The following is a 13,142-nucleotide window of genomic DNA, read 5'->3' as shown; positions in this document are numbered from 1 at the left end:
ATGTTAGAGCTGCTGTTTCTGTTGTTGCCCGTTGCGGCCGCCTATGGCTGGTACATGGGGCGCAGAAGTTCTCAGCAGGACAAACAGGAAAATGCTAACCGCCTGTCGCGTGAATACGTTGCCGGGGTTAACTTCCTGCTTTCCAATCAGCAGGATAAAGCGGTCGATCTGTTCCTCGAAATGTTGAAAGAGGACAGCAGTACGGTCGAAGCGCACCTGACTCTGGGTAACCTGTTCCGCTCCCGTGGCGAAGTCGATCGCGCGATCCGTATCCACCAGTCCCTGATGGAAAGCGCCTCGCTGACGTTCGAACAACGTCTGTTGGCTGTGCAACAACTGGGTCGTGACTACATGACCGCCGGTTTTTACGATCGCGCCGAGGACATGTTCAACCAGCTGGTGAAAGAGCAGGATTTCCAGCTTTTCGCGCTCGAGCAGCTCCTGATCATTCATCAGGCCACCAGCGACTGGCAGAACGCCATCGATGTGGCCGAACGTCTGGTGAAACTGGGTAAAGAAAACCGTCGCAAAGAGATCGCGCATTTCTGGTGCGAACTGGCCTTGCAGGCAATGGTGTCGGACGATTTTGATAAAGCCACCGGCCTGCTGAAAAAAGCTGCCCAGGCCGACAAACTTTGCGCCCGCGTGTCGATCATGCAGGGCCGGATTCTGATGGCGCAGGGCGATTATCGCAAAGCCGCCGATGCGTTACAGCGGGTGCTTGAGCAGGACAAAGAAGTGGTCAGCGAAGCGCTGCCGATGCTGCAGGAGTGCTATCAGAATTTACAGGATACGCTGGCCTGGGCGGAGTTTCTCAAACGCTGTGTGGACGAAAATACCGGTGCCACGGCTGAACTGATGTTGGCGGGAATCATTCATCAGGAAGAAGGGCGGGAAGTGGCGCAGAACTACATCAACCGTCAGCTTCAGCGCCACCCGACCATGCGCGTGTTCCACCATCTGATGGATTACCATCTGGCGGATGCGGAAGAAGGGCGAGCGAAAGAAAGTCTGGGATTACTGCGGGATATGGTCGGCGAACAGATCCGCACCAAGCCGCGTTACCGTTGCCATAAATGCGGCTTTACCGCGCATTCGTTGTACTGGCATTGCCCGTCGTGTCGTGGCTGGGCAACCATAAAACCTATTCGCGGGCTGGACGGGCAGTAGCGATATAAACGCAACATAATGGTTTTAAACGGGCAATAACCTTATTGCCCGTTTTTATGTCGGTCAGACCTGAATTTACTTCTTCTTGCTGCTCGCTTTACGGGCGCTGATCAGCGTACGTAATTTCTTGATTTCTTTGGCCGTCAGCGCCGGCTCAGACTCTTCCGCCAGATGCTGATTATCAATGTCATGTTCGGTCGCTTTCGCGGCTTTCTTCCCTTTATGCGCTTCCGGATTAAAACTTGCCTCCAGACGTGCGGCGACTTCTGCACTGAGTGAATGTTCTGCGTCTGCAGCTGCGTTCTTGATCAGCTCTTTTAATTCCACCGGAATTTTTACGGTCAGGGTCGTTATCTCACTCATTTTTCTGCCTTTCCTTCGTGTAAAAGTAACAAGCTAAGCCAGCCTTGTGACATCGTCTAGTGATTAACAAAAATTTAATAAAAGTGTCACATTAGGCATAGCTGTAAATTCAGCGTCTTGCCATGTAAAATGCGGGCGGCAGAAATTAAGCTTTCCCTTCCAGATTTGATAACTCACAAGAGGCTGAAGACATGAAGTCAGAAAATAAGATTAACAACAACGACTTAAATTCCTCACCTATTGTTGTCGCCCTCGATTATGCCGATAAATCTGCGGCGCTCGCCTTTGCAGATAAAATCGATCCCCGTGATTGCCGTCTGAAAATCGGCAAAGAGATGTTCACTCACTTCGGGCCGCAGATGGTCAAAGATTTGCAGTCGCGCGGATTCGACGTATTTCTGGATCTGAAATTCCACGATATTCCTAACACCACCGCCCACGCGGTGGCCGCGGCTGCCGATCTCGGCGTATGGATGGTCAATGTGCACGCCAGCGGTGGCGCGCGCATGATGACGGCGGCAAAAGAAGCGCTGGCCCCCTTTGGTAAAGATGCGCCACTGCTGATTGCCGTGACGGTTCTGACCAGCATGGAAGGCAGCGATCTGGCCGATTTAGGCATTACCCTTTCTCCGGCGGATTACGCAGAGCGTCTGGCTCGCCTGACCCGTGACTGCGGCCTGGACGGCGTGGTCTGTTCCGCGCAGGAAGCCACGCGCTTTAAAAGCGCGCTGGGCAGTGCATTCCAGCTGGTCACGCCGGGGATCCGTCCTGCCGGCAGCAAAGCTGACGATCAGCGCCGGGTGATGACGCCGCAGGAAGCGATGGCGGCCGGAGTGGATTATATGGTGATTGGTCGTCCGATCACCCAATCCGCCGATCCGGCGCAGACCCTGCGTGAAATCCGTGATTCATTGCGTTAAGCAGAGGCTGATATGAACAACGACAACAACAGTCGCCTGGTCTATTCAACAGACAGCGGCAGGATTGATGAACCGAAAGCGGCAGTCGTTCGCCCGAAAGGCGATGGCATTGTGCGCATTCAGCGTCAGACCAGTGGCCGTAAAGGGAAGGGCGTGTGCCTGATCACCGGCGTTGATCTCGATGACGCAGCGCTGGAAAAACTGGCGGCGGAATTGAAGAAGAAGTGCGGCTGTGGCGGTTCAGTGAAAGACGGTGTGATTGAGATCCAGGGCGATAAACGCGACCTGCTCAAACAATTGCTCGAAGCGAAGGGAATGAAAGTCAAACTGGCGGGCGGCTGATTAACCCTGAAGGTGATGAGATGCTGCGCCGGTCAACAGCGCAGCCTCTTTCTGTTTTTTGACTCTGTTTTTATTTGCTAACCTGATGACCCACAATACCACCGACTGCTGCGCCACCTAATGTACCTAACGTACTGCCATCAGTCAGAACCGCACCACCCAGTGCACCGGCACCGGCACCAATCGCCGTGTTACGGTCACGTTTAGACCAGTTACCGCAGGCGGTAACAGACATCGCAAGAGTCACAACCAGTGCAATACTGGCAACGCGTTTATTTACGAGCATCATAGTTATCTTCCTCAAAGGATTAACGTTCAGCATCATTTATAAGTATAGGTAAGTTGCAGCGTTCTCACCGAAATTCACCTTGTATTCCTTCACGCTACTTACAAATTCTCTGGCTGTTCCGAACCTTTATTCATAATTCGTATCATCCGGACGCACTTTTGCATCCGTTGAATTAAAATAGTGAAATTACCATTCATTCACTAGGTGAATAATCTTAATTCACCAGTGTGCTGCGTGAGCGGAGCACAAAAGACTAAAGGGCGGCGAGATTTCATCCAAATCTGTCCCTGCGGGCACTTTTGTGTTTGCAGCAGAACTGTACGCACTCTTTAGCGATTTCCCCCATACCTGCCACCTCCTGCCGCCCAGACAATAGGTCATCGACAGACGAGGGAACCAACATGCTGAAACAACTGAAAGAGCAGGTACTGGAAGCCAACCTGGCACTGCCTCGCCATCATCTGGTGACCTTCACCTGGGGAAATGTCAGCGCGGTAGATCGCCAGCAGGGGCTGATGGTCATCAAGCCGTCCGGCGTGGAATACGAAAACATGGGTGTGGATGACATGGTGGTGGTGGAGCTGGAATCCGGCAAAGTGGTTGAAGGCAATAAAAAGCCCTCATCCGATACCGATACCCACCGGGTGTTATACCTGAACTTCCCGCAGGCGGGCGGCATCGTGCATACCCATTCGCGCCATGCCACCATCTGGGCGCAGGCAGGCATTGATATTCCGGCATGGGGCACCACACACGCGGATTATTTTTACGGCAATATTCCCTGCACACGCCTGATGACCGAAGCAGAAATTGCCGGGCGTTACGAATGGGAAACCGGAGAGGTGATTGTGAAAACGTTCGCCGAACGCAACCTGTCACCGGCTGATATCCCGGCCGTGCTGGTGCATTCTCACGGGCCGTTCACCTGGGGGAAAGATGCAGATAACGCGGTGCACAATGCGGTCGTGCTGGAAGAAATCGCCTACATGGGCATCTTTTCCCGCCAGCTGACGCCGCACTTGCCAGACATGCAGCCGCAGTTACTGGATAAACATTATTTACGCAAACACGGCAAGAACGCCTATTACGGTCAGTGAGACAGGATGAAGTCAGCCGACCAGGCTGACTTTTACCCCTGAAAGCGCAAGCTGTTGCTGAAAGTCTTCCGGCAGTTTGTCGTCTGTGATCACCCGGCTGAAGGCATTGACCGGCCCGAGCGGATTGAGGTTAATCTGGCCGAACTTCGACGAGTCCGTCAGCACAATGTTCTCAGCGCCTTTCGCTATCACCGCATTGACAATATCCGCCCGCAACATATCTCTGCCGGTAAATCCGGTGGCCTCAGTAAACCCGTCAATGCCGACAAATGCCTTACTGAAATTGGTTTGTTGCAGACACATTTTGGTCAGCGGGCCGACCACCGTCTGGCTGGTTTTCTGATACATACCGCCGAGCAACACCACCTCGCACGGCATACTTTTCAGCAGTGACGCCACATAGCTGCTGACGGTGATCACCGTCAGATTCTTCTTGTCGGAAAGGTACTGTGCCAGCAAGGCAATGCTGCTGCCGCTTTCAAAAAAAACCGTTTCACCGTCGCGGATTAACGATGCCGCGAACCTGGCCAGTTTTTGTTTCTGGGCGAAATTCGACATCATGCGGGTATCCACGTCGTCGGTCTGAATGGCGACGGCAAAGCCGTGCGCACGACGCAGATAATCACGCTGCTCCAGCTGGGTCAGATCATGGCGGATGGTCACTTCCGACACCTGACAAATCTCCGACAACTCACTGACGCTGATCCGCTGTTTATCGTTTACCCATTGCAGAATAACTTGTTGTCTGTCGTTCATAATCGCCCGAAATACGGGCGGCCACAGCCGCCCCGATAAAGGTAAATTCAGAGGTGAACATCAAAGCGTATGTTCAGTGCGCGCAATAATATCATCCTGCGCCTCAGGCGATAAAGCCGTAAAGAACGCGGAATAACCGGCAACGCGCACCACCAGATCGCGGTAGTTTTGCGGCTCTTCGCGTGCCTTAAGCAGCGTCTCGCGGGAGACAATGTTGTACTGCACGTGCCAGCCACGATGTTCCTCAAAGAAGGTGCGCAGCATCAGCATTAATGTCTGGCGGTCGCCTTCATTGTCCAGCGAGGCCGGATTCAGTTTCTGGTTCAGCAACACCCCGCCGAGGATCGCTGCGGTCGGCAATTTACCCAGCGAATTAAACACTGCCGTCGGCCCGAGATGGTCGGTGCCGGATGCCGGACTCGCGCCTTCTGCCAGTGGAGTGTACGCCTTTCTTCCGTCTGGTGTTGCGGGGGTGGCCGCACCAAAGGGCACGTTGGCAGAAATCGACGAGGTCCCCGCGTAGTAGGTGCCGCCAGTCGGGCCACGGCCAAAACGGGTGTTGTGATAATTTGCCAGTTCATCGATGTAACACTGATAGGCGCGCACCAGCAGTTGGTCAACGTCATCATGATCGTTGCCGTATTTTTCCGCGCCGTTAATCAGACGCTGACGCAGACGCTCACCGTCCAGCCCCTCATAGTCTGATGCCAGCGCTTTAGCCAGTTCCTGCTGGCCAATCACACCCTGATCGAACACCAGTTTTTTCACCGCCGCCAGGCTGTTCCCCAGATTGGCGATACCGACCTGCAACCCTGATACCCAGTCGTACTTCGCGCCGCCCTGTTTGATGGTTTTGCCGCGCTCGATGCAGTCATCGACCAGTGCCGAGCAGAGAATATCCTGCGCATTTTCTTCCAGAACGGTATCAACCACGCATTCGATTTCGATGGATTTGCGCGTGTAATAACGGATCTGCGCATCCCACTGCGCAAACACCTGTTCGAAATTCTCGAAATTCCCCTGCGACAAACCGCGCGCCTGCGGCAGGAAGCAGGTTTGGCTTTTCGCGTCCTGCCCTTGTTCCAGCGCGGCGAGCATGACGCGGGCAAAGTTGATAAAACTCATGCCGGTGCAGCGGTAACCCCATTTTCCACCGACCGCGGTTTCGATGCAGCCGATGGCGGCATAATCGTAAGCATCTTCTTTTTCGACGCCCAGTTTGATGAATTCAGGGATCACGATCTCATCGTTATTGAAGGCGGGCATACCGAATCCGCAGCGGATCACCTGCACACAGGCATCGAGGAAATCGGCACTCATACCGGCGTGATAGCGCACGCTCAGGTTTGGCTGGGTCGAACGCAGCTGCCCGCACGATTCCAGCACCGCGTAGGAAAGGGGATTTACGGCATCAGACGGCACGCCGTGATGCAAATTCTGACCGCCAATGGTGACGTTCTGATACAACGGGCTGCCCGCCGACGCTTTCGAGTGGGTACCGGAGCGGATCTTATTGACCTCCAGCAGTTTCAGCCAGCAGCTTTGCAGCAACTCGATCGCCTGATGGCGTTCCAGCGTCTGCTCCAGCTCAACATCGCGGCGGTAGAACGGATACAAATACTGATCCATGCGGCCAAACGACACCGAGTGACCGTTGGATTCAATCTGCAAAATCAGCTGAATGAAATAGCACAGCTGCAAGGCCTGCCAGAAGTTTTCAGGCGGCTGATGGGCGATCAGCTCGCAGTGGGCAGCGATGGTCAGCAATTCGGCACGGCGGCTTTCGCGCGGCTCCGAAGCGGCCATTTCGCGCGCCAGGCTGGCGTAGCGGACGATGTGATCGCTGAACGCCGCCAGCGTGATATCAATGGCTTTAAGCAGCTGTTCTTTATGCAAATCCTCCCAGTCAGTCAGATTAATGCGGCTGCGTCGCTCATCGACTTTCTGACGCAGCCCGTCCAGCCCCAGCTCCAGCAGCAGCGGGAAATTCACCGCCAGATGGGCATCACCGGACGTCATATTGCCTTCGGCTTTGATAATGCCGCTGTCGAGCAGCGCTTTTTGTTCGTCAGTGAACATGCCGTAGCAGCGATCCTGCACCGTCTGGCCGCGCCACCACGGGCAAATTTCATGCAGGATTTTCTTATTGGCTGCGCTGACGGCAAAACCTGCCCCCGGTCGGTCAGCCAGCGCGTCTATTTCATTTTCAATCCAGCCGACGGTGTATTCCGGAAAAATCGGCGCGGCGCGCACTTCGCTGGCCTGATTGCCGACGATCAGCTCGTCATGTTTGATCCAGAGGGTGCGCTGACTCAGGTGTCTGGCCAGCGCCAGCGCGCGGCGAACCGGCAGCGGTTTGTCGGCGTGTTGCTGATAAACCTGCGTGTAATGCTGCGCGCGCTCGGTACAGACCGGCGGTTTAACGATATGGATCAGCGCTTCTTTATGCGCACGAATACGGGCGGAAAGGGTGTTCAGATTCAGTTGAGTCATTCTTTTTATCCTCTTAACTGTGCACAAAGCCCTTTTTCTGCGGCGTATTCTTCGGCGAATGTCAGCAGGTCAGGGGCATTTAACGGCTGGCGCGCGGCCAGATAAGGTTGTCCGAGCAGCACGTATTTATTGATACCCAGGGTGTGATACGGCAAAAAATGGATGGCTTCGCAGCCCGTTTCTTCAGCAGCAAAATCGATAATCTGACGGACAGACGCCCGGTCGGCGTTGAAATCAGGGATCAGCGGAACGCGCACAATCAGCCTCTGACCCGCTGCGGCCAGACGCCGGAAATTATCCAGCACCCGTCTGGCCGAGCCACCGGTCAGCCGCCGGAAGGGGGCGTCGGCGACATGTTTGAGATCGGCCAGCAGCAAATCCAGCGCGCCAAGTGAAGGGTCGATGTATTTCCACGGCACATGCAGACAGCTTTCAACGGCGGTGTGCAGCCCTTCCTGACGGCAACGTTGCAGCAGCGTCAACGTGGTGTGCGGCTGCATGAAAGGTTCACCGCCGGAAAGCGTCACGCCGCCGCCGGTGCGCTGATAAAAAGGTTTATCGCGCAGGATCTGCGTCATCAGCGCGTCAATATCCGCCTCATTCCCGCACACGCTCAGCGCACCGGCCGGGCAAACCTGTTCTAGCTGGCACATATCGCTGGCGAGGAAATCGTCCCGACGGATCTCAATACCGTTCTCCGTGACGGCCACGGCGTGGGGAAATGCCTGCGCACAGTGCTGGCATCCGGCGCTGCACAGACGGGCGTCGAACAGAATGTCAGGCGCAGCCGCACGGCTTTCCGGGTTCTGACACCAGGTGCAACTCAGTGAACAGCCTTTGAGAAAGACGACCGTGCGGATCCCCGGGCCATCATGAGTGGAATAACGCTGCACATTGAAAATCATAAGGACACTCTCGCGGTTAAAAACCTTCACTCATAATTTACAGGCTTTCATTCGTAAGTCAGTTTGATGATGATCAACAAACCTTGCGCTTGCAGGCGTACACTCTCAGAACTTTGCATTCGCTCACAGGTTTCAAGGAGAGGGTTATGGAGCTGTATCTCGATACTGCCGATGTCATTGCGGTAAAACGTCTTTCACGCATTCTGCCGTTACAGGGAGTGACCACCAATCCGAGTATTGTGGCGAAAGAGGGGAAATCGCTGTGGGACGTACTGCCCGCACTGCGTGATGCGCTGGGCGGCACCGGGAAATTATTTGCGCAGGTGATGGCATCAGACGCCGAGCAAATGGTCGCTGAAGCCCTGTTACTCTCACAACGGGTATCGGGTTTAGTGGTGAAAATACCGGTCACGCGGGAAGGCCTGGCGGCGATTAAAAAGCTGAAAGGGATGAACATTCCGACGCTCGGCACAGCGGTTTACGGCGCGGGTCAGGGATTGTTATCGGCGCTGGCCGGTGCGGAATATGTTGCGCCTTATGTGAACCGGGTCGACGCGCAGGGCGGTGACGGCATCGCGATGGTCAAAGAGTTACAGACGCTTCTCACCCTCCATGCACCGCAGTCCAAAGTTCTGGCGGCGAGTTTCAGAACGCCGCGTCAGGCGATGGATTGTTTGCTGGCAGGCTGCCAGTCGATCACTCTGCCGGTGGACGTGGCTGAACAGCTGCTCAACACGCCTGCGGTCGAAGCGGCCATAGAAAAGTTTGACGCAGACTGGCGGCAGGCCTTCGGCACCACGTCCCTCGGCTGATTTCCCCTTCGTTTCACCCCCGCCCGCACAGGTCACTGTTGCGGGTTTTTTTGTTTCCATAGGTTAAGAATTTTCGTACAAAAAAGCTGGAAATGTGATTTCGCGCCGAAATTAATTATTGACGAACGCCATTAATGAAACTGCTGATCTAAAAAATAGAAACATCGTTTCATTTTATGATTGCGGTCAATTTTATAAGCCTGATGAATGGATAACGTAACGGCATAACGTCATCCAATACTTTTATATCAGGTGGAAAATATGCACATTAAAAGAGCGATAGAAAGAATCCCCGGCGGCATGATGTTGGTGCCTCTGTTCATCGGCGCGCTGTGTCACACCTTTGCCCCTGACTCGGGAAAATATTTCGGTTCCTTCACCAACGGGCTGATGACCGGCACGGTGCCTATTCTGGCGGTCTGGTTCTTCTGCATGGGTGCCTCCATCAAAATCAGCGCGACCGGTACCGTACTGCGTAAATCCGGCACACTGGTTATCACCAAAATTGCCGTTGCCTGGATTGTGGCGGCAATAGCCTCGCGCTTTATGCCGGAAAACGGCGTCGAGTTTGGCTTCTTCGCCGGGCTGTCGGTGCTGGCGCTGGTGGCGGCGATGGACATGACTAACGGCGGTTTATACGCCTCGGTGATGGAGCAATACGGCACGAAAGAAGAGGCGAGCGCCTTTGTTCTGATGTCGCTGGAATCTGGCCCGCTGATGACCATGATCATTCTCGGCACGGCGGGTATCGCCTCTTTTGAACCGCACGTCTTTATCGGTGCCGTTCTGCCCTTCCTGATTGGTTTTGGCCTGGGTAATCTGGATCCTGAACTGCGTGAATTCTTCGGCAAAGCGATTAAAACGCTGATCCCGTTCTTTGGTTTTGCACTCGGTTGCACCATCAATCTGACCGTGATCGCACAGACAGGTCTGCTGGGTATTCTGCTGGGTCTTTCGGTGATTGTCGTGACCGGTATCCCGCTGATGCTGGCAGATAAATTTATCGGAGGAGGTGACGGGACCGCCGGTATCGCCGCCTCCAGCTCCGCCGGTGCGGCAGTAGCAACGCCCGTGCTGATTGCTGAAATGGTGCCGGAATTCAAAGCCGTCGCCCCGGCCGCCACGGCGCTGGTCGCCACCTCGGTGATTGTGACCTCGATTCTGGTCCCTATCCTGACGGCCATGTGGTCGAAAAAAATGAAAGGAAGAGCCGCAAAACAGAGCGTTAAGCTGGAGACGGTGGCGCGAATTAAATAAGCAGAAACGAAGGGGGCGTTCAGTTCCCCCTTTATCACCCCGGTTTATAACCCCGGCGCTTTCCACATCGACGTCGTCAAATGCCGGTCAACCAGCCCCAGTTGATCGGCATACACTTCCTGCCAGTTGGCTTTCTGCACCAGATATTTTGCATGATTGGCCACATCCGGCTGATATTCCCGCTCCCAGCGCACCAGGGCTTCGCCGGTATCCGCGAGAGAGGCATACACCCCGGCAGCCACACCGGCCGCAATCGCGCAGCCCAGCGCCGTGGCTTCTTTTACCACCGGCACATTCACCGGCACGCCGGTGACGTCACTTAAAATCTGACACCACAATTTCCCCTTCGAACCGCCACCGGAAAACACCAGTGATTTGGCGCGCACGCCTGAAAAAGCGGCGATCATGTCAAGATTACAGGCCGAGACGATAGCGGCGTTTTCCTCCAGTGCGCGGAACAACGTCGGTTTGTTGCATTTTTCAGGGTCGATGGAGAGATTGATGAACGACGGCGCGGCGTGATACCAGTTTTTGAAATGCATCGCATCAGAGAACACCGGCGTCACGCCCCACGAACCGACCGGCACGCGGGCGGCCATGTCTTCCAGCAGGCTGTAAGTGTCCACACCCAGCCGCTGCGCCAGGGTTTTCTCTTCGGTGCAGAACGCATCACGGAACCAGCGCATGGTCAGGCCGGTGAAAAAGCTGATGGATTCCGCCTGCGCCATGCCGGGGATGACGTGCGGATTCACGCGGATATTCATCTCTGGGTCGGTCACCGGCTGGGGTAAATTGACGATTTGCTGCCAGAACGTGCCGCCGAGTACGGCGGTCTGGCCGGGGCGCACCAGCCCGAGGCCGAGCGTGCCGAGCTGCGCATCGCCGCCGCCCATGCCGACCGGCGTTCCCGCTTTCAGCCCGCAGGCATCGGCGGCGCTGGCGGTGACGTAGCCGAGGCGGGTGCCGGTTTCAGCCACCGGCGACAGCATATCGGCACGCAGACCGGCCATGTCCAGCAACTCAGGCCGCCAGTTACGGGTGGTGAGATCTAACATCCCGGTGGTGCCGGCATTTGACGGGTCAACCGCCAGTTCGCCGCTGAGCATATACGCCAGCCAGTCGCTGATCATCGTGATGGTAGCGGCCTGACGGTAGATATCCGGGCGATGATGAGCCAGCCACAGCAAACGCGGCATGGCGCTGAGTGCCAGCGTCTGGCCGGAACATTCATAGACTTCGCGTTCAAATTCAAAATCGTGGATTTCTTTCAGTTCGGAGACTTCGCGGCTGGCGCGCGCATCCACGTTGGCGCAGGCCCAGATCGGGGCGCCGGATTTGTCATACAGCACAATGCCTTCGCGCATCGAACAGGCAGCAACGGCGCGGATGGCGGAGGCGGGGAGATGTGCTTCCTGCAATGCCTGACGGATACACTGGCAGGCCAGCTGCCAGTTTTTTTGCAGATCAAATTCCATCGAGCCGGGCACATCCGGCACCGCCAGATGGATCCACTCGGCCTGTCCGGCGGCTATCTGTTCGCCTTCGAGATTGAAAATCACCGCGCGGACACTGCCGGTCCCGGCGTCCAGCGCCATTAAATAGCTGCGTTCGTGGTCAGAGTTCAGGGTTGAGGTCATCGCCAGGTTCTCCCGTGCCGGTTTATCGGGCACCTGTTACCTGACCGCCACACCCCTTACACCCTGCGGGTCAGCCGAGCAGCGCCAGCATGGCTCTTGCTGTGCTCTCTTCAGTAACCAGTGCGTTAATGCGTTTACCTTTCAGCGCCGCGACAATGGCCTCGGCTTTCTCGACACCGCCCGCCACGCCTAACACGGTGGGGATGCTGGCCAGTTCGTCCGGCTTCACGGCGATCAGCTCATCGTGGATCGCCATATTTTCTGCCAGCTCGCCGCTGCGCTGCATAAAGAAACCGAGAATGTCGCCGACCGCGCCTTTGCGGCCAAATAACAACTGTTCGCCTTCGCTGATATACCCGGAGCGCAGGATGGTCGCTTCCTGTTTCTGATTCAGCGAACCAATGCCGACCACCGCGATATCGGCGGCGCAGGCTGCCAGCATCACGTCGTGAACGTTTCGTTCCTGACGGAAAATCGCGGCCACGCTGGCGGATGACGCCCGCAGCGGCGCGGGAATAATGCTGACACCGCAGGCGGCATCCAGCTGGCCGATGCCGGTCATGTACGGCCCGACACCGCCGGAAAGCGTTACCATGCGGATTTGCTGAGAGGAGATAAATCCGCTCAGGTGTTGCAGCGTACTCATCGCCGTTTCGCCAAACCCTACCGCCAGCAGCTGTTCTGGTTTGAGCAGGGTCATCAGCATATGCGCCGCGCCGACGCCCAACCGTGCGCTCAGCGAGCCGTCGGCCAGCTGCGGCAGCACGCGGATTTGCTGCAAGTCAAAACGTTCCAGCAGGGTGTTTTCCAGCGACAGACACCCTTCGAAACGCGAGTTAATTTGCACCCGGATCACCCCGGACTGCCGGCCTTTTTCCAGCAGGCGCGAGACTTTCAGCCGCGTCAGCCCAAGCCGTTCACCAATCTCATTTTGGGTCAGGCCGTCGTGGTAATAGAACCACGCGGTGCGCGCCAGCAGTTCCTCTTCACCCATGCTGAATTCCAGATGATTAGTTAAATCGGACAGGACCGTTTTTGTGCCGTTTTCAGAAGTCATAGTGAACACTTATCAAAATGTAGATCAATTGTTCGTTAACGAAA

At 55.7% G+C, this 13,142-nt stretch carries 13 protein-coding genes; 6 read left to right on the top strand and 7 right to left on the bottom strand.

Annotated features, from left to right (window positions below; translation table 11 throughout):
* Complete coding sequence (gene lapB / locus ACO0U8_RS01525; protein WP_421670147.1) at window positions 1-1,170, top strand: lipopolysaccharide assembly protein LapB; 1,170 nt, start codon at window positions 1-3, stop codon at window positions 1,168-1,170.
* 75 nt (window positions 1,171-1,245) lie between these two features.
* Here the strand turns inward: lapB and ACO0U8_RS01520 are convergent, their stop codons facing one another.
* A complete protein-coding gene (locus tag ACO0U8_RS01520) occupies window positions 1,246-1,533 on the bottom strand; it encodes a hypothetical protein (protein WP_056780668.1) in 288 nt (95 codons plus the stop codon).
* Between the two features lie 191 nt (window positions 1,534-1,724).
* On the opposite strand from ACO0U8_RS01520, the gene pyrF reads away from it, so the two are divergent.
* Window positions 1,725-2,453 (top strand): orotidine-5'-phosphate decarboxylase, encoded by a 729-nt coding sequence (pyrF, locus tag ACO0U8_RS01515; RefSeq protein WP_056780663.1) that lies wholly within the window; start codon window positions 1,725-1,727, stop codon window positions 2,451-2,453.
* Window positions 2,454-2,465: 12 nt separating this feature from the next.
* Window positions 2,466-2,795: a stress response translation initiation inhibitor YciH gene (gene yciH / locus ACO0U8_RS01510; protein ID WP_183846731.1), complete on the top strand. Its 330-nt coding sequence runs from the start codon at window positions 2,466-2,468 to the stop codon at window positions 2,793-2,795.
* 70 nt (window positions 2,796-2,865) lie between these two features.
* Here yciH and osmB read toward each other — a convergent pair whose 3' ends face one another.
* Window positions 2,866-3,084 (bottom strand): osmotically-inducible lipoprotein OsmB, encoded by a 219-nt coding sequence (gene osmB, locus ACO0U8_RS01505; RefSeq protein ID WP_421670146.1) that lies wholly within the window; start codon window positions 3,082-3,084, stop codon window positions 2,866-2,868.
* Between the two features lie 401 nt (window positions 3,085-3,485).
* Between osmB and araD the strand changes: the two genes are divergently transcribed.
* Window positions 3,486-4,181: an L-ribulose-5-phosphate 4-epimerase gene (araD, locus tag ACO0U8_RS01500; protein ID WP_056780654.1), complete on the top strand. Its 696-nt coding sequence runs from the start codon at window positions 3,486-3,488 to the stop codon at window positions 4,179-4,181.
* Window positions 4,182-4,193: 12 nt separating this feature from the next.
* On the opposite strand, the gene ACO0U8_RS01495 is transcribed toward araD, so the two are convergent.
* The 3 genes from ACO0U8_RS01495 to ACO0U8_RS01485 are packed head-to-tail and all read right to left on the bottom strand — an operon-like array spanning window position 4,194 to window position 8,335.
* Window positions 4,194-4,937, bottom strand: coding sequence for a DNA-binding transcriptional regulator YciT (locus tag ACO0U8_RS01495; protein WP_122095503.1), 744 nt, complete (start codon window positions 4,935-4,937; stop codon window positions 4,194-4,196).
* A gap of 60 nt (window positions 4,938-4,997) precedes the next feature.
* Window positions 4,998-7,430 (bottom strand): formate C-acetyltransferase/glycerol dehydratase family glycyl radical enzyme, encoded by a 2,433-nt coding sequence (locus ACO0U8_RS01490; protein WP_421670145.1) that lies wholly within the window; start codon window positions 7,428-7,430, stop codon window positions 4,998-5,000.
* Between the two features lie 5 nt (window positions 7,431-7,435).
* Window positions 7,436-8,335, bottom strand: coding sequence for a glycyl-radical enzyme activating protein (locus tag ACO0U8_RS01485; RefSeq protein ID WP_421670144.1), 900 nt, complete (start codon window positions 8,333-8,335; stop codon window positions 7,436-7,438).
* 146 nt (window positions 8,336-8,481) lie between these two features.
* On the opposite strand from ACO0U8_RS01485, the gene fsa reads away from it, so the two are divergent.
* Entirely contained in the window at window positions 8,482-9,147 is a 666-nt protein-coding gene (gene fsa / locus ACO0U8_RS01480) for a fructose-6-phosphate aldolase (RefSeq protein WP_056780627.1), read from the top strand.
* Between the two features lie 261 nt (window positions 9,148-9,408).
* Complete coding sequence (gene kdgT / locus ACO0U8_RS01475) at window positions 9,409-10,404, top strand: 2-keto-3-deoxygluconate transporter (protein ID WP_414071182.1); 996 nt, start codon at window positions 9,409-9,411, stop codon at window positions 10,402-10,404.
* A 44-nt stretch (window positions 10,405-10,448) separates the two neighbouring features.
* Here the strand turns inward: kdgT and lsrK are convergent, their stop codons facing one another.
* Window positions 10,449-12,041, bottom strand: coding sequence for an autoinducer-2 kinase (gene lsrK / locus ACO0U8_RS01470; RefSeq protein WP_168734077.1), 1,593 nt, complete (start codon window positions 12,039-12,041; stop codon window positions 10,449-10,451).
* A 70-nt stretch (window positions 12,042-12,111) separates the two neighbouring features.
* Window positions 12,112-13,098, bottom strand: a complete 987-nt coding sequence (gene lsrR / locus ACO0U8_RS01465) for a transcriptional regulator LsrR (protein ID WP_056780619.1) — start codon at window positions 13,096-13,098, stop codon at window positions 12,112-12,114.
* Between the last annotated feature and the right edge of the window lie 44 nt (window positions 13,099-13,142).

This window comes from Rahnella sp. EDr1-12, assembly GCF_049206505.1.
Lineage (GTDB): Bacteria > Pseudomonadota > Gammaproteobacteria > Enterobacterales > Enterobacteriaceae > Rahnella > Rahnella rivi.
This window is presented reverse-complemented; position numbering and strand designations above follow the sequence as displayed.

Coding starts and splice junctions, on each gene's coding strand:
- pyrF (WP_056780663.1), top strand. CDS start 1,725: ATGAAGTCAGAAAATAAGATTAACAACAACGACTTAAATTCCTCACCT.
- lapB (WP_421670147.1), top strand. CDS start 1: ATGTTAGAGCTGCTGTTTCTGTTGTTGCCCGTTGCGGCCGCCTATGGC.
- ACO0U8_RS01490 (WP_421670145.1), bottom strand. CDS start 7,430: ATGACTCAACTGAATCTGAACACCCTTTCCGCCCGTATTCGTGCGCAT.
- ACO0U8_RS01485 (WP_421670144.1), bottom strand. CDS start 8,335: ATGATTTTCAATGTGCAGCGTTATTCCACTCATGATGGCCCGGGGATC.
- osmB (WP_421670146.1), bottom strand. CDS start 3,084: ATGATGCTCGTAAATAAACGCGTTGCCAGTATTGCACTGGTTGTGACT.
- araD (WP_056780654.1), top strand. CDS start 3,486: ATGCTGAAACAACTGAAAGAGCAGGTACTGGAAGCCAACCTGGCACTG.
- ACO0U8_RS01520 (WP_056780668.1), bottom strand. CDS start 1,533: ATGAGTGAGATAACGACCCTGACCGTAAAAATTCCGGTGGAATTAAAA.
- lsrR (WP_056780619.1), bottom strand. CDS start 13,098: ATGACTTCTGAAAACGGCACAAAAACGGTCCTGTCCGATTTAACTAAT.
- kdgT (WP_414071182.1), top strand. CDS start 9,409: ATGCACATTAAAAGAGCGATAGAAAGAATCCCCGGCGGCATGATGTTG.
- yciH (WP_183846731.1), top strand. CDS start 2,466: ATGAACAACGACAACAACAGTCGCCTGGTCTATTCAACAGACAGCGGC.
- fsa (WP_056780627.1), top strand. CDS start 8,482: ATGGAGCTGTATCTCGATACTGCCGATGTCATTGCGGTAAAACGTCTT.
- lsrK (WP_168734077.1), bottom strand. CDS start 12,041: ATGACCTCAACCCTGAACTCTGACCACGAACGCAGCTATTTAATGGCG.
- ACO0U8_RS01495 (WP_122095503.1), bottom strand. CDS start 4,937: ATGAACGACAGACAACAAGTTATTCTGCAATGGGTAAACGATAAACAG.